The organism is Roseomonas sp. KE2513 (assembly GCF_016107305.1).
Taxonomy (GTDB): Bacteria; Pseudomonadota; Alphaproteobacteria; order Acetobacterales; family Acetobacteraceae; genus Roseomonas.
Genome location: NZ_RCVR01000001.1, coordinates 268,662 through 284,337 on the forward strand (window position 1 = coordinate 268,662; position 15,676 = coordinate 284,337).

Annotated in this window: 12 protein-coding genes; 6 read left to right on the plus strand and 6 right to left on the minus strand. The window is 71.8% G+C overall.

Features of this window, described 5'->3' with window-relative positions; translation table 11 throughout:
- Window positions 1-114: 114 nt before the first annotated feature.
- The 3 genes from D9599_RS01335 to D9599_RS01345 form a co-directional block, all read right to left on the minus strand.
- Window positions 115-1,515 (minus strand): M20/M25/M40 family metallo-hydrolase, encoded by a 1,401-nt coding sequence (locus tag D9599_RS01335; protein WP_198379395.1) that lies wholly within the window; start codon window positions 1,513-1,515, stop codon window positions 115-117.
- Between the two features lie 88 nt (window positions 1,516-1,603).
- Window positions 1,604-1,969, minus strand: a complete 366-nt coding sequence (locus tag D9599_RS01340) for a hypothetical protein (protein WP_198379396.1) — start codon at window positions 1,967-1,969, stop codon at window positions 1,604-1,606.
- Between the two features lie 135 nt (window positions 1,970-2,104).
- Window positions 2,105-3,259 carry an acyl-CoA dehydrogenase family protein gene (locus D9599_RS01345; protein WP_198379397.1) on the minus strand — a complete coding sequence of 385 codons (1,155 nt, stop codon included), beginning with the start codon at window positions 3,257-3,259 and terminating at the stop codon, window positions 2,105-2,107.
- Here D9599_RS01345 and D9599_RS01350 point away from each other — a divergent pair.
- A complete protein-coding gene (locus D9599_RS01350) occupies window positions 3,258-3,866 on the plus strand; it encodes an NMCC_0638 family (lipo)protein (RefSeq protein WP_198379398.1) in 609 nt (202 codons plus the stop codon). The genes D9599_RS01345 and D9599_RS01350 overlap by 2 nt on opposite strands.
- A 3-nt stretch (window positions 3,867-3,869) precedes the next feature.
- On the opposite strand, the gene D9599_RS01355 is transcribed toward D9599_RS01350, so the two are convergent.
- Entirely contained in the window at window positions 3,870-7,277 is a 3,408-nt protein-coding gene (locus D9599_RS01355) for an indolepyruvate ferredoxin oxidoreductase family protein (RefSeq protein WP_309228505.1), read from the minus strand.
- A 134-nt stretch (window positions 7,278-7,411) separates the two neighbouring features.
- Here D9599_RS01355 and D9599_RS01360 point away from each other — a divergent pair, with 134 nt between their 5' ends.
- A complete protein-coding gene (locus tag D9599_RS01360; protein WP_232480012.1) occupies window positions 7,412-7,888 on the plus strand; it encodes an Lrp/AsnC family transcriptional regulator in 477 nt (158 codons plus the stop codon).
- A 7-nt stretch (window positions 7,889-7,895) separates the two neighbouring features.
- On the opposite strand, the gene D9599_RS31885 is transcribed toward D9599_RS01360, so the two are convergent.
- Together D9599_RS31885 and D9599_RS01370 are read right to left on the minus strand one after the other, a co-directional pair.
- Window positions 7,896-9,539, minus strand: a complete 1,644-nt coding sequence (locus tag D9599_RS31885) for a cadherin repeat domain-containing protein (protein WP_198379399.1) — start codon at window positions 9,537-9,539, stop codon at window positions 7,896-7,898.
- 156 nt (window positions 9,540-9,695) lie between these two features.
- Window positions 9,696-10,064: a hypothetical protein gene (locus D9599_RS01370; RefSeq protein ID WP_198379400.1), complete on the minus strand. Its 369-nt coding sequence runs from the start codon at window positions 10,062-10,064 to the stop codon at window positions 9,696-9,698.
- A gap of 121 nt (window positions 10,065-10,185) precedes the next feature.
- Between D9599_RS01370 and D9599_RS01375 the strand changes: the two genes are divergently transcribed.
- From D9599_RS01375 to D9599_RS01390, 4 genes are all read left to right on the plus strand, one after another.
- Window positions 10,186-10,887, plus strand: coding sequence for an SCO family protein (locus tag D9599_RS01375; protein WP_198379401.1), 702 nt, complete (start codon window positions 10,186-10,188; stop codon window positions 10,885-10,887).
- A 120-nt stretch (window positions 10,888-11,007) separates the two neighbouring features.
- A complete protein-coding gene (gene serA, locus D9599_RS01380) occupies window positions 11,008-12,282 on the plus strand; it encodes a phosphoglycerate dehydrogenase (protein WP_198379402.1) in 1,275 nt (424 codons plus the stop codon).
- Window positions 12,283-12,378: 96 nt separating this feature from the next.
- The gene (locus D9599_RS01385; RefSeq protein ID WP_198379403.1) at window positions 12,379-14,079 is read left to right on the plus strand and encodes an IlvD/Edd family dehydratase; all 1,701 of its coding nucleotides are present in this window, start codon (window positions 12,379-12,381) and stop codon (window positions 14,077-14,079) included.
- A 110-nt stretch (window positions 14,080-14,189) separates the two neighbouring features.
- A complete protein-coding gene (locus tag D9599_RS01390; RefSeq protein WP_198379404.1) occupies window positions 14,190-15,665 on the plus strand; it encodes a mannitol dehydrogenase family protein in 1,476 nt (491 codons plus the stop codon).
- Window positions 15,666-15,676: the final 11 nt, after the last annotated feature.

A 15,676-nucleotide genomic window follows, 5' to 3' on the forward strand; every position in this document is an offset into this window, starting at 1 on the left:
CGGTCTCGGAGAGGAACTGCCGGAAAGCCGGTCCTCAATCACCTTGGTAGGCGGACGGGCCCAGGCGGTCGTGGAGGCTTCCTGGCGAAGGTCCGCCGCGAGGGCCGGCGGGGCTCAGCCCCGCCGCGGCGTGCCCCCTTCCCCCAGGTCCCACCAGATGCCGGCGAAGGCGGCCAAGCCCTCGCGCAGCATGGCGGGGATGACGTGCTCGTCCGGGCCGTGCTGCTTGCAGCCGTTGTAGGAGTGTGGAACCCAGACGAGCGGGGTGCCGAGCAGATCCACGAAGACATCGCCAGGCAGGCCGCCGGAGGCGTTCGGCGTCACCTGCACGCGAGTGCCGAGGGAGCGCTCCATGCTTGCCTTCGTCCAGAGCACCCAGGGATTGTCCGGCGGGGTGCGGCTGGCGGGCATGCGGATGCCCGTGCGCTCGATGGCGACCTTCTCCAGGCCGTTCGAGTCGAGATGGGCGCGCAGCGCGGGCTCGAATCGTGCAGGGTCGCTGTCGCCGGTGTAGCGGATCTGGCAGACGGCACGCGCCTCAGGGGCCACGGCGTTCACGGGGGAGGCCACGTTGCCGCAGCTCATCGCGAGGACGATGAAGGAGGCCCAGCCGTAGATCTTCTCGGCGGGCGTCAGGCCGGGCTCGCCCCAGCCCTCGTCGATGGTGGCCGCGCCCTCCCCGCCACCGACGGGGCAGCCGCGCAGGGCCTCTCGGATGGCGGGGGGCACGGTCTCGCCGGGCAGCCAGTCGCGGACCAGGATGCGGCCGTGCCGGTCGGCGATGGAGGAGATGGCGTGGCCGAGGAGGATGGCGGGGTCCGTCGTCAGCCCGCCCCAGTGGCCGGAATGCACGCCGCCCTGCCGCAGCCGCACGACGAGGTCGAACATGAAGCTGCCGCGCGAGCCCGCGGCGATGGTCGGCAGGCCCGGCTCCACGCGCGGACCATCGGAGGCGATGAGGGCGTCGGCGGCCAGCAGTTCCCGGTGGTTCTCGACGAAGGCGCGCAGCCCCTTGGAGCCGAGCTCCTCCGACATTTCGAGCACGAGCTTCACGTTGGCGCCGAGGCGGCCGCCGCGCTCGGCCAGCACGGCCTCGAGCGCCGACAGGTTGATGATGTGCTGGCCCTTATTGTCGGCGGTGCCGCGCCCGTACCAGAGGCCGTCCCGCTCGGTCAGCGTCCAGGGGTCGAGGCCGGGGGACCAGGCGGGTTCGAGGCCGAGGACGGTGTCGCCGTGGCCGTAGAGGAGCGCGGTGGGAAGAGCGGGGTCCTCGATCCGCGTCGCAGTGAGGATGGGGCCGCAGCCGGGCTCGGGGTTCGGGTGGATGGCGGAGGTGAAGCCGAGGCGGGCGAGCCAGGGGGTGATCCCCTCCTCCAGGTAGCGAAGGAGTTGCGGCGCGGCGGCCGGATCCTGCGAGGTGGAGGGAATGGCGACGAGGGCGGCGAAGCGGTCGCGGAAGGCGCCGCTGTCGAAATCACCTGTGGCGCGGGCAATGGCGGCGTCGCGGCTGGGCATAAGGCCCTCCTCTCCTCGGTCTCCGGCCCTGCTTAGGGCTCGGTCTCCGGCCCTCTTAGGGCGGATGGAGCCGGCAGGCGAGGCAGGCTCAGCGGGTGCGGACGGGACCGGAGGTGCCACCGCCGCCGCCGCTGCCGGCGGTGCGGGAGCCGCTGAGGCTACCGCCCAGCAGCGCGCCGGCGAGGGCTGGCAGCAGGATGCCCATGGCGGGACCAGCGATGCCCATGCCGGTGTCGGGCAGCATCATGGGGGCCGGGCGGCCGGGGCGAGAGGGCGGGATCGGAACGCCGCTGCCTGCGGGGCGGGCGGCCAGGCGGGGCGCGCTGCGCGGGGGGATGACGACGGCGCCCTCCGCCGGGACGACGACGCTGCGGAGCTGGGCGAGGGCGGGCTGGGCGGCGGAGACGAGGGCCACAGCGGTGAGCGTCGCGGCAAGGAAGGGTCTCAGCGTCATGCCGGCTCCTCGTGCCCCTGGGGCACGATGGTTTGGTGGGCGAGGCGGTGGCACGGAGGTCCCGTCCCGCAACCCTTCGTTGCGAGAATGTGCCTTTTTGACCGTTGCACTGTCAATGCGATCGGGGGGGGGGTGCTACCGGCGACCGAGCATGTGGCGGGCGATGATGACGCGCATGATCTCGTTCGTGCCCTCGAGGATGCGGTGGACGCGCAGGTCGCGCACGAGCTTCTCCACGCCGTAGTCGTGCAGGTAGCCGTAGCCGCCGAGGAGCTGGAGGGCTTCGTCGGCCACGCGGTGGCCGGTGTCGGTCGCGAAGCGCTTGGCCATGGCGCAGAACGGGCCGGCGTCGGGGGCCTTGCCGTCCAGCTTGGCGCAGGCGCGCCAAAGGAGGGAGCGGGCGGCTTCCAGCTCCGTCGCCATGTCGGCGAGGCGGAACTGGGTGGCCTGGAAGTCGGCGACCGGTTTGCCGAAGGCGCGGCGCTCCCGCACGTAATCGAGCGCGATGTCGAGGGCACGCTGGGCGCCGCCGAGGGAGCAGGCGGCGATGTTCAGGCGCCCGCCGTCGAGACCGGCCATGGCCATGCGGAACCCCTGGCCTTCCTCGCCCAGCAGGCGGTCGGCGGCGACGCGGGCATCCTGGAAATCCATGGTGCGGGTCGGCTGGGCGTTCCAGCCCATCTTCCGCTCGTTGGCGCCGAAGGAGAGGCCGGGGGTTTCCCTGGGGATCAGCAGGGCGGAGATGCCGTCGGGTCCCTCCCCGCCTGTGCGGGCCATGGTGAGATAGAGGTCGGAGGTGCCAGCGCCGGAGATGAACTGCTTGGAGCCGTTGAGGACATAGCCCTCATTATCGCGGGTGGCGCGGGTGCGGAGGGCTGCGGCGTCGCTGCCCGAGCCAGGTTCGGTCAGGCAGTAGGAGGCGAGACGCTCCATCGTAACGAGGGATGGCAGGTGCTCCGCGCGCTGGGCCTCGGTGCCCCAGCGGTCGATCATCCAGGCGACCATGTTATGGATGGAGAGGAAGGCAGAGGTAGTGGGGCAGCCTGTCGCCAGGGCCTCAAAGACGACGGCGGCGTCGAGGCGGGTGAGGCCGGCACCGCCCGATTCCTCACGGACGTAGAGGGCGGCCATGCCGAGGCTGGCCGCCTGGCGCATCTCCTCCACCGGGAAGTGGCGGGCGGCGTCCCATTCGAGAGCCTTCGGCGCCAGCACGTCCCGGGCGAAGTCCTGGGCGACGTCGCGGAGCGCGCGGGTGTCCTCAGGAAGGTCGAAGGCGCTATCCAGGGGCATGACCGTGTTCCTCCGTTTGCATCATTGGCGCTCCCCGCTTCGGCGCCGTCCAGCCCTGTTGCTGGCGGCAGCGCTGCTGGGCGCCCTGCCCGCCCGCGCCGCCGCGCCGCTGACGGAGGAGACGGTGGCGGCGATGGGCAGCTTCATGCAGGTCTGCGCGCGGGTGCTGACCGGGGGCGACAGCTTGGCCGCCGCGCTGGAGGCGGGCTTCGCCGAAGTGCCGGCGGAGCGCGCGCGGGCGATGCTGCGCGGGGGCGCGGGGCGCGTGCTGGTGGCGCAGGGGCCGGCGGTGGGGGGGATCGTGCTCATCCTCTCGGACCGGCCGGCGGGGTGTTCCATGCGGTTGCAGCGGATGGATGTGGAGACGGCGGAGCCCCTGTTCGTGCGGCTGGCGGAGCGCGTGGCGCGGCCCGGGCTGACGGTCACGCGCGCCTTCGACGGCACGGTGCCGGTGCCGAATGCGGGACCGGCGCGGCAGATCACCTTCCGCGTGTCGCCCGGCGAGCGGGCGGCCTCCGACTTCGCGCTTGCCTTCACGGGGAATGCCGATCCGGCCGCCGGGACACAGGGTATCTTCACCTTCGGGACGCTGGCGCCGCGACGCTAAGCGTCATTCCGCGGCGACCGCGAGAGCCGGCACGTCGAGGCGCGCGGCGATGGCGGCGAGGCGCGGGCGGGTACGCTCGATGTTGCGCGCCTTCACGGGGCCGAAGCCGCGGATGGCGCCCCATGCCTCCACCCATTCCAAGACGACCGGCAGGGTGGTGGCGTCAAGGCGGGGGAGCATGGCTTCCAGCCCACTGCGGAACTCCCTGATTAGGGCGCGCTCGGTACGGCGCTCCTCCGTGCGGCCGAAGGGATCGAGGGCGGTGCCGCGGAGGAACTTGCCGTGGCGCAGCAGGCCCATGGCGCGGAGCATCCAGGGGCCGAACTCGCGCTTCACGGGGCGGCCGGTGTCGGGCTCGACCTTCGAGAGGAAGGGCGGCGCGAGGTGCAGAACGGTGCGCTTCGTGCCGGTGAAATGCGCGCGGAGGTCGGCCTGCCAGGCGGGATCGGCGTGGAGGCGGGCGACCTCGTACTCGTCCTTGTAGGCCATGAGGTGGTGGAGCTGGACGGCGACGGCGCGCGTCAGGGCCTCGTCGGCCCCGGGGGTGGCGCGGACGCGGGCGACGAAATCCGTGTAGGCGCGGGCGTAGGCGGCGTTCGCGTAGGCCGTGAGGTCCGCACCCCGGCGGGCGATGAGGGCGTCGAGCGTTTCCGGCGCGCGCGGGGCGGGCGGGGCCTCGAGAGCGGCGGCGCGGCCGAGGGCGAAGGCCTGCTTGTTGCGGTCCACGGCGGCGCCGTTGAGTTCCAGGGCGCGGTCGATGGCCGCGAGGGTCAGGGGCACGAGGCCGCGCTGGAAGGCGGCGCCGAGGAGGAAGACGTTGAGGAAGATGGCGTCGCCGAGCGCTTCCTCGACACGGTGGGCGGCAGGGAGTGCGATCAGGTCGCGCGAGGCGGCGCGGAGATTTTCGAGAACGGCGCCCGCGTCGGCGCGCGGCGTGCCCAGCAGGAAGCCGGCCGTCGCGGCGAGTTCGGCATTCACCACGCTGGCCGTGCGCTCCGCCGAGAGAAGCGGGCGGACGGCGGCGCCGTGGGCACCGATGGCGTCAGCGGCGATCAGGAGATCGGCTTGCCCGGCACCAATGCGGGGGCCGGCGAGGGTTTCGGCGGCGCCCTCGGCCCCGATGCGGAGCTGCGCCTGCACGCCGCCGCCCTTCTGGGCAAGGCCGAGCTGGTCCATCGTGCGGACGGGGCGGCCGTCGATATGCGCGGCCATGGCGAGGATGGCCGAAAGGGCGGTGACGCCCTGGCCGCCGATGCCCGCGAGGACGATGTTCCAGGCCTCGCCGCGCAGCACGGGCGGGGTGGGCTCGGGCAGGTTTGCCGGGGCCGCTTCGGTTTCCGGGTGCGCCGCGACCTCCGCTCCCTCCAGCGTGACGAAGGAGGGGCAGAAGCCCTTCAGGCAGGAGAAGTCCTGGTTGCAGGCACTCTGGTCGATGGCGCGCTTCTGGCCAAATTCGGTCTGCACGGGCTGCACGGCGAGGCAGTTGGACTGCACGCCGCAGTCGCCGCAGTCCTCGCAGACGCGAGGGTTGATGACGACGCGCTTCGTCGCCGCGGGGGCGGTGCCGCGCTTGCGGTGGCGGCGGCGCTCGGTCGCGCATTCCTGGTCGTAGATGAGGATCGTGACGCCCTCCGCCTCGCGCAGCTCCTTCTGCACGGCGTCGAGGTGATCGCGATGGTGGAAGGCGGTGCCGCGGGGGATCAGGGGATCGCCCTGGTGGCGGGATGGATCGTCGGAGACGACGACGACGCGGGCGGCGCCTTCTGCGGCCATCTGGGCGGCGATGCGGGGGACCGACATCTCGGCCTCGGGCGTCTGACCGCCGGTCATGGCGACGGCGCCGTTGACCAGGATCTTGAAGGTGATGTTCGCCTTGGCCGCGATGGCCGCGCGGATCGCGAGGCTGCCGGAATGCGAGTAGGTGCCGTCGCCGAGATTGGCGAAGACGTGCCGCGTGTTCACGAAGGCCATCTGGCCGAGCCAGGGAGTCCCCTCCCCGCCCATCTGGGTGAAAACCTCGGTGTTCCGGTCCATCCATGTGGCCATGTAGTGGCAGCCAATGCCGGCCATGGCGCGCGAGCCCTCGGGCACCTTGGTCGAGGTGTTGTGCGGGCAGCCCGGGCAGAACCAGGGCTGGCGGAGGGCGATGGGGGCGGTGGCGGCGCGCGCCAGGGCGTCGAGGGCCGCGAGGCGGGCGGCCATGGAATCCGGGCGAGCCTCTCGCGGCAGGCGAGCGTCGAGGGCGCGGGCGACGGCGGCGGCGTCGAGCTCGGTGAGTTCCGAGAGGAGCGGCGTGCCGTCGGCGTCCCGCTTGCCGGTGATGCGCGGGGCGCCGGCGGTGCCGTAGAGGGCGTCGCGGAGCTGGGCTTCGAGGAAGGAGCGCCGGTCCTCGACGACGAGGATCTCTTCGAGGCCCGAGGCGAAGGCGCGGGCGGCCTCGCGGTCCAGCGGCCAGGCGAGGCCGACCTTCCAGATGCGCAGGCCGAGCAGCCGGGCCGCGGTGTCGTCGATGCCGAGGTCGAGCATCGCCTGGCGGAGCGTGGCGTAGGCCTTGCCGCGGGCGGCGACGCCGAAGCGGGGGCGGGGCGCGTCCAGCACCACGCGGTCGAGCCCGTTGGCGCGGGCGAAGGCGACGGCGGCAGGAAGGCGCGTGAGGCGGAGGCGGCGTTCCTGGGCGAGGACGATGTCGCGCAGGCGGATGTGGCGGCCGTCCTCGCCGTCGAAATTTCCTTCGGGGATCACCGGCGCCCAGGCGGGATCGATGCGGAAGGTGGCGCTGGCGTCCATCGTGTCCGCAACGCATTTCATCGCGGCCCAGGTGCCGGCGAAGCGCGAGAGGGCGAGGCCCTTGAGACCGAACTCAAGGATCTCCCCCACGCCCGATGGGTCGAGGAAGGGGATCTCCAGGTCCATGAAGGCGTGGTCGGAGGCGTTGGCGACGGTGGAGGACTTGGCGGAGGGATCGTCCCCCGCCAGGGCGAGGACGCCGCCGAGCGGCGCGGTGCCGGCCATGTTGGCGTGGCGGAGGGCGTCGCCGCTGCGGTCCACGCCCGGGCCCTTGCCGTACCAGATGGAGAAGACGCCGTCCTTGGTGCCGTCGTTGAACAGGTTGGCCTGCTGGCTGCCCCAGGCGGCCGTCGCGGCCAGGTCCTCGTTCAGGCCGGGCTGGAAGACGATGCCGGCTTCCAGCAGCCGCTTCGCCTGGCGGTGGAGCTCCTTGTCGTAAGTGCCAAGGGGGCTGCCGCGATAGCCGGTGACGAAGCCCGCGGTATCGTGGCCGGCGGCGCGGTCCAGGGCGCGCTGGGCAAGTGGCAGGCGGACCAGGGCCTGGATGCCCGTCATCAGCACGGGCTCGGTGCCCGATTCCCAGCGGTCCTCCAGCCTCACGGTCGCACGTTGGATGCTTCCCACGGACGGCTCCTTTCCGGCGCTCGTTCTCGCCCCTGATATGGGAGAGGATGCGCTGGAATTCGCGGCGGGTTTGCCCTGTTTTGTGTTGTGCACCGCCGAAGGAACGGAAGAAGCTTCTGCGAATGGGGGGATTCATGGACACAGGGGATCGGCGGGCACTGGACGCGACGGATCGGCGCATCCTGCGGGCACTGGCCCGGCGGGGCCGGCTGTCGAATGCGGAGCTGGCGGAGGAGGTGGGGCTCTCCCCCTCCCCCTGCTGGACGAGGGTGCGGCGGCTAGAGGCGGCGGGCGTAATCAGGGGCTACGCCGCCCTGCTGGACCAGGCAGCGCTGGGAATGCCGGACACAGTGTTCCTGGAGGTGATGATGGAGAAGCACGACGAGGCGGCGCTGCGGCGCTTCGAGGACGCGGTGAACGCCATTCCCGAAATCCTGGAATGCCACCTCGTCACCGGGGAATACGACTACATTATCAAGGCCGCGGTGAACGGCACGGCGGGCTACGAGAGCCTGCTGCGGGAGAAGGTCTACCGGCTGCCGGGGGTGCGGCACACGCGCAGCGCCTTTACCCTGCGCTGCCTCAAGCGGGAGATATCGGCGGTGGTGTGACGGGTCATCACCAGACGTCGGCCGCACCGGCGGCGGGCTTCACGACGGCGGGGTCGTAGGTCGGCGCGGGGCGCAGCAGGTCGGCGGCCCAGGCGGCGGCGGCGGCACCGTGGCCCCGCGCGACGGCCGCATCCGCGACCAGCACGGGCAGGGCGGCAACCTTGAGGTTGTTGTAATGCAGGTCCTCGCTGGTGAGACGGAAGGTGACGCCGGTGACCTCCGTGCCCTCGATGATGCCATCCTCGATGGCCTGGACCATGACCGCGCGCGGGTTGGCCCAATCCGTGGGGGTGAAGGTGATGCTGTAGGAGGGGGCGGCCTTACCCCCGCTGGGCAGGACGGCGAGGTCGGCCCCACCGAGGATTTCGAGCATGACGGGCGCGGTCGGGCGGATCGAGAGCGCGATGGTGAAGAGATCCCCTGCCGCGCCCTCCACCACCGCTGTGTTGATGCCGGTTTCGCGCAGGTTGAGGCCGTAATTCGCGTCGTTGTCGGCGATGCCCACGTTCATCGTGGTGCCGGTCAGCGCCTTGAAGCTGAGGTCGGTGCTCGTGATGCTGAAGGTGAGGTGCGCGGTCTCCGGCCCCTCCACGATGTTGTCGTCCAAGGCCCCGACGGTGACCACGCGCGGGGTGGCCCAGTCGCTCGGCTGGATGGTGAAGGAGATACTTTTCGCCGCGGGCGTGACCGTGCCGGCGGCGATGGTGAGGTCGCTATCGGCGCCGATCTGAAGGGTGACGGCGGCGGTGGGCATGCGGGAGAGCTGCACCGTGAAGGTGTCGGTCGCCCCACCCTCCGCCACGTCGGTCGAGCCGCCGGTATGGGTGACCACGATGCTAGCGGCTGGGGACGAGGGCGGCGGGGAGACGGGCGGCGATATGGGCGGGGAAGCGGGTGGCGAGACCGGCGTGACGTCCTGCCCGACATCCACTGCGGCCGGCGGCGAGACGGGTACGGTGACCGGCGGCGACGGGGGCGGCGCTACCGGCGGAGAATAGGGGGGCGAGGCCGGCGGCGAGGGAGTGGGCCCGTCCTGGTTCGTCACGTTCACGACGGTGACGGGCAGGGTGAAGGCGGCCTCGTGCAGGCCATCGCTGGCCTCGATCATCACCTCCCTTACCGTGCCGCCCTGGCGCAGCAGGTCCACGCCCGCGCGCAGCTTGAGGGTGTTGCCCACGATCTCGAAGAAGGCGGCGTCGGGCCAGAGCACGCTGTAGGTGATGTTGCCGGAGGGGCTGTCCGGGTCGTCGGCGGTCAGGGTGCCGATGGTGCCGGCTATGTCGGTCTCTAGCACCGAGCCACCGCTGGAGAAGCGGAGTCCGGAGGGCGCGGCGTCGTCCACCCCTTGAAGGGTGACGGAGAGGATGTCGGGCAGCGCGGTCCAGGTGCCGGCGTCGCGGATGGAGAGGCTGAAGGAGAAGACAGGATCGGCGCCGGGGGCGTAGGCCTCCCGGTCGAAGGTCAGGGCGGGCGTGATCGTGACCCGCCCGCCCGTGCCGAGGGCGGCCAGGAAGAGGGAGGCGTCCTGGCCCGTGAGCGCAACGTCGGTAATGCCGGTGCCGCCGCTCAGGAAGAGCGTCGCGACCCAGTCACCCCGCGCGTTGTTCTCAAGGATGCTCGCGGGCACGATGCCCGCGGCCGTGATCGCCATCGCCTGTCCGCCCGCGCCTTTCGAGGCAGGGGAGGATGCGGGGGACGGGTGAAACTGCGGTTAAGCGGGCTGCCCAAGGATGGGCACCGTTCCGCCGCGGACGAGTAGCGTTCCACCGCGGGCGTTTACGCGCCGCCTCGCGTCGTCAGGGCGCCTTCAGGCCGCGGCGGAGCCGGGCTGCGGGGCGATGAGGGCGCGCATGGCGCGGGCCCAGCGCGGGGCATGCCCCAGCAGGCCGTCGAGGGTGCGGACCGGCAGGGTCTCGACAAATTCGAGGGCGGTCACGGCACGGGGATCCCAGCCGGCGGCGATCGATTCCACCACCTGCTCGGCACGGCTGTCGGTCCCGCGGGGCAGGACGGCGCCGGCAAAGAGGCCGCTCACCTGCCGCGCCGCGAGGAGGACACGGGCGGCCACCTCGTGCCGCAGGGGCTCGGGCAGGTTGTCGTTCGCGATCTCGGCCAGGCTCTCGAGCGCGCGAGTCTGGGCGCGGGCCTCGGCGGCGGGGATCTGGTGGGCGGGCATCGTCTCGCTTGTCCTTTCGGGCCTGCGCCTCGACCGCGACTCGTTCCTTGGGGGCGGGCGACAGGGCTGGAAACGTGCCTACCCCATCCCCCGTTGCACCGGCTGCGCTATATGGGGGCCCATGACCCGCGCAATCCGCATCGCCGCCCTCCTTCTCCTCGCCGTGCTCGGGGGGCTTTGGGGCGCGGCCTTCCTCTCGCGCGCGCCCGGGGAAGGGGTGGGAACGGCCTTCGCACGGATTGTCGGCGTGGGCACCGCCCCTCCTCCGGCCACCGGCGTGGCGCTGCCGGGCGGGGTGAGCATCGGCGGAAACTTCGCGCTGGTGGACGGCAACGGGCGGACGGTGACGCAGGAGGACCTGCGTGGAAAGCTCTCCCTGATCCTTTTCGGCTTCACCTTCTGCCCGGATGTCTGCCCCACCGAGCTGCAGGTGATCGCCCAGGCGATGGACATGCTGGGGCCGCAGGCGGCCGAGGTGCGGCCGGTCTTCATCACGGTGGACCCGGAGCGGGACACGCCGGCGAAGATGAAGGAGTACGTGGAGCAGTTCCATCCCTCCATCATCGGCCTGACGGGCACGCCGCAGCAGGTGGCCGCCGCCGCCCGGGCCTGGCGGGTCTACTACAGCAAGGTCACGCCGCCGGGGGCGACGGAGTACCTGATGGACCATTCCGCCTTCACCTACCTCATGGGGCGGGACGGGTCGCTGAGGGCGCTGTTCCGCCCAGGGTCCACCCCGGAGGAGGTGGTGACGGCGGTGCGGGCCAATCTTGGGATGGCCAGGGTAGGCGAGGCGCGGCCGGCGGCACCCGGCCGGGGCTAGGCGGGCGCCGCCAGCGGCTGGCACAAAGAGGCGCGAGGGCCGGCCGCGACGGCGGGGCAGGCCAGACGCGCGCGCGGCGCGGTTGCGCGGGCGGTGGCGGATGCGGCATCCATCCCAGCCATGCCCGACGCCCTCCCCTCCCCCAATGCGTCCCTTGGCCCGATCTCGCTGGCCAAGGACAAGATCCGGATCCTGCTGCTGGAGGGTATCTCCGACAGCGCGGTCGCGACGCTGAACGCGGCCGGCTACGCGAACATCCGGCGCGAGAAGAAGGCGCTGGACGAGGCCTCGCTGAGGGAGGCGATCAAGGGCGTTCACCTCCTGGGCATCCGCTCGCGCACGCGGGTGACGGAGGCGGTGCTGGAGGAGGCGGACCGCCTGATCGCGGTCGGCTGTTTCTGCATCGGCACGGACCAAGTGGACCTGGCGGCCGCGCGCAAGCGTGGCATCCCCGTCTTCAACGCGCCCTTCTCCAACACGCGCTCGGTCGCGGAGCTGGTGATGGGGGAGATCGTCATGCTGCTGCGCGGCATCCCTGGCCGGTCCAACAGCGCGCATGTCGGCGTCTGGGACAAGTCGGCAGCCGATAGCCGGGAGGTGCGCGGCAAGACGCTGGGCATCGTCGGCTACGGCAATATCGGCGCCCAGGTCTCGGTGCTGGCCGAGGCCTTCGGGATGCGCGTGACCTATTACGACGTGATTCCCAAGCTGCCGCACGGCAACGCGCTCTCGGTGCCCTCGCTGCGGGCGCTGCTGGAGGGGGCGGACGTGGTGACGCTGCACGTGCCGGAGACGGTGGCGACGCAGAACATGATCGGCGCGGACGAGATCGCGCTTATGAAGCCGGGCGCGATCCTGCTGAACAACGCGCGCGGGCGGGTGCTGGACCTCGATGCGCTGAAGGCGGCGATGGAGAGCGGGCACCTGGGCGGCGCGGCCGTGGACGTCTTCCCAGAGGAGCCCGCGAAGAACACCGACCCCTTCCACTCGCCGCTCCAGGGCCTGCGCAACGTGATCCTGACGCCGCATATCGGCGGCAGCACGGTGGAGGCGCAGTCCCGCATCGGGGAGGAGACGGGCCGCAAGCTCGTTGACTACTCCGACATGGGCGCGACGCTGGGCGCGGTGAACTTCCCCGAGGCGGTGCTGCCGGCACGGCAGCGGGGGGCGCGCTTCCTGCACGTGCACGGCAACCACCCGGGCACGCTGGCCGCGATCAACGAGGTCTTCACCCGGCGCGGCGCGAACATCGCGGGCCAGTACCTGCAGACGGATTCCGAGATCGGCTACGTCGTGGTGGACGCCGAGGGGCTGGCGGACGCGAACGTCGTGCTGGAGGAGCTGCGGGCGCTGCCGGGCACGGTGCGGGCGCGGCTGCTCTACGAGCGGGGCTGAAAGACCGCCCTCCTTTCCGCGGGCAATTGACAAGGGCGCCGCCCCGCGCACTCTCGCCGCGGGCTCCCGGCAAGGGGGCTGCGAGGGAGGGTGCCGATGTCCAAAGGCTTGCGGAAGGGTCTGACGAGCTACGGGGATGCGGGGTTCTCGCTGTTCCTGCGCAAGGCCTTCATCAAGGCGGCCGGCTATTCCGATGATGCGCTCGACCGGCCGATCATCGGCATCACGGACACGGCGAGCGACTTCAATCCTTGCCACGGCAACGCGCCGCAGCTGATCGAGGCGGTGCGGCGCGGGGTGATGCTCTCGGGCGGGCTGCCGATGGCTTTCCCGACGATCTCGATCCACGAGAGCTTCGCGCACCCGACCTCGATGTACCTTCGCAACCTGATGGCGATGGACACGGAGGAGATGGTCCGCGCCCAGCCGATGGACGCGGTGGTCCTCATCGGCGGCTGCGACAAGACGCTGCCGGCGCAGATCATGGGGGCGGCGAGCGCCGGCATCCCCGCGGTCGTGGTGCCGGTGGGGCCGATGGTGGTGGGGCACCACCGGGGCGAGGTGCTGGGGGCCTGCACGGATTGCCGGCGCCTCTGGGGGCAGCACCGGGCGGGCAATATTGACGAGGCGGAGATCGAGGTGATCAGCGGGCGGCTGGCGCCCTCCGTCGGCACCTGCATGGTGATGGGCACGGCGAGCACCATGGCCTGCATGATCGAGGCGATGGGCCTTTCCCTGCCCTACAGCGCCGCCATTCCGGCGCCCCACGCGGAGCGCCTGCGCTGCGGCGAGGCGAGCGGGCGCGTGGCGGTGGAGATGGCGAAGCGCGGCGGGCCGGCGCCGAAGGCACTGCTGACGGCGGGTTCGCTCCGCAACGCGATGACGGTGCTGCAGGCGATCGGCGGCTCCACGAACGGGCTGGTGCACCTGGCTGCGATCGCGGGGCGCGTGGGGTTGCGCGTGGACCTCGAGGAGTTCGACGAGATCGGGCGGCGCGTGCCGGTGCTGATCGACCTCAAGCCCTCCGGCGACCACTACATGGAGCACCTGCACCACGCGGGCGGCGTGCCGCGGCTGCTGCGGGAGCTGGAGCCGCATCTCGACCTCGACGCGCCGACAGTGCTGGGCGGGACGCTGGCCGATTACCTGAAGCTGGCGGAGGAGGTGCCAGGGCAGACGGTGATCCGCCCGCGCAGCGCGCCGCTGAAGCCGACGGGTGGGATGGCGGTGCTGCGGGGCAATCTCTGCCCCGGCGGTGCGGTGATCAAGCACTCGGCGGCGACGGCCTCGCTGCTGCAGCATACCGGCCGCGCGGTGGTCTTCGACAGTGTGGAGGACATGACGAACCGCGTGGACGATCCCGCCCTCGACGTGACGGCCGAGGACGTGCTGGTGCTGCGGAACGCGGGGCCGAAGGGAGCGCCGGGAATGCCGGAGGCCGGATACCTGCCGATCCCGCGCAAGCTGGCGCAGGCAGGGGTGAAGGACATGGTGCGGATCTCGGACGCTCGCATGTCCGGCACGGCCTTCGGCACCATCGTGCTGCACGTGACGCCGGAATCGGCGGTCGGCGGGCCGCTGGCGCTGGTGCGGACGGGCGACCGCATCGCGCTCGACGTGGAGGCGCGCACGCTGAACCTGCTGGTGGACGAGGCGGAGTTGGCGCAGCGCGCGAAGGCGGTGGTGCCGCCTCGGCCCGCCCCGAAGCGCGGCTACGCGAAGCTGTTCCACGACACGGTGCTGCAGGCCGACCAGGGCTGCGACTTCGACTTCCTGACGGGCGAGGACGAGGAATGATGGCTGGCTGAGCACGGTCGACGATCCGTTCGCCCGGCGGTCTTGTTCGCCGGGCGCGACCGGCCTCTATTCCGCGCGACCTCCTTCACGGGGACGCGAGACTGGACGACATGACGGGCATTGAACTGAATCGCGCGAACCTCCCGCGGATCGCCGCGCCCGTGCGGCGTCCTGGCTACGACCCGGCGGGGGTGCGGGCGGGGATCGTTCATCTCGGGCTCGGCGCCTTCCACCGCGCGCACATGGCCCGCTACACCCACGCGCTGATGGAGCGCGATCCCGGCGCGATGGGTTGGGGGATCGTCGGCGCGGGGCTGATGGCGGGCGATCGGCGCGTGCGGGAGAGCCTGGCGCCCCAGGACGGGCTCTACACGCTGGTGGAGCGCGACGGGGTGGAGGAAAGCGTCTCCGTCATCGGCTCGCTCGCCGACGTGGTCTTCGCGGGGGAAGGCACGGAGGGGCTGCTGGCGCGGATCGACGATCCGGCGATCCGCATCGTCAGCCTGACGGTTAGCGAGAACGGCTACCTCCTGAACCCGGCGACGCGGGCGCTCGATCCGGAGCATCCGATGATCCGCGCGGACCTGGCGGCGCCGCTGCGGCCGATGAGCGCGATCGGCGTGATTGTGGAGGCCTACAGGCGGCGCATGGCGGCGGGGCGCGGCGCCTTCACGGCCATGACCTGCGACAACATACAGAACAACGGCGACGTGCTGCGCGGTGCCGTGCTCTCGCTCGCGCGGCTGCGGGACGCGCGGCTGGCGGATTGGATCGAGGCGCAGGGCGCCTTTCCCGACACGATGGTCGACCGGATCACGCCGGCGACGCGCCCGGACCATGTCGCGCATCTCGAGAGCGCCTACGGGCTGCGCGACCGCTGGCCGGTCTTCGCGGAGAGCTTCACGCAATGGGTGATCGAGGACCGCTTCGCCGCCGGGCGGCCGGAATGGGAGGCGGTGGGCGCGCAATTCGTGCCGGATGTCGCGCCCTACGAGGTGATGAAGCTGCGGCTGCTGAACGGGAGCCACTTGGCGATCGCGGCGCTGGGGCGGCTGATGGGGCACCGCTTCGTGCACCAGGTGATGGCCGATGCGCGGATGCGCGCCTACATGGCCGCGCTGATGGACCGCGAGACAGGACCGACGCTGGCGCCCGTGCAGGGCGTGGATCTTCCGGCCTACAAGCGCACCCTGATCGCGCGCTTCGCCAATCCCGCGATCGAGGACACGGTGGAGCGCATCAACACGGACGCGCCAATCAACCTTCTGGTGATGCCTATCCAGGCGAGCCTGGCGATCGGGGGCGAGGTGGAGTTGCTGGCCCTGGCGCTGGCCGCCTGGATGCGGCGCCTGCGCGGGCAGGACGACAAGGGCGACGCGATCGAGATCCGGCACCCGTTGGCGGCGCTGCTGAGGGAGAAGGCGGCGGAGGGCGGGGCGGATCCGATGCCGCTGCTCTCCATCGGGTCGTTCTTCGGCGAACTCGCGGGGCAGGCGCGCTTCGTGGAGGCGCTGAGGAGATGGCTGGCCTCGCTCTACGATGTCGGGGCCTCGGCAACGCTGGACCGTGCGCTCGGCGCCGGCTGATGCGGGCGGGG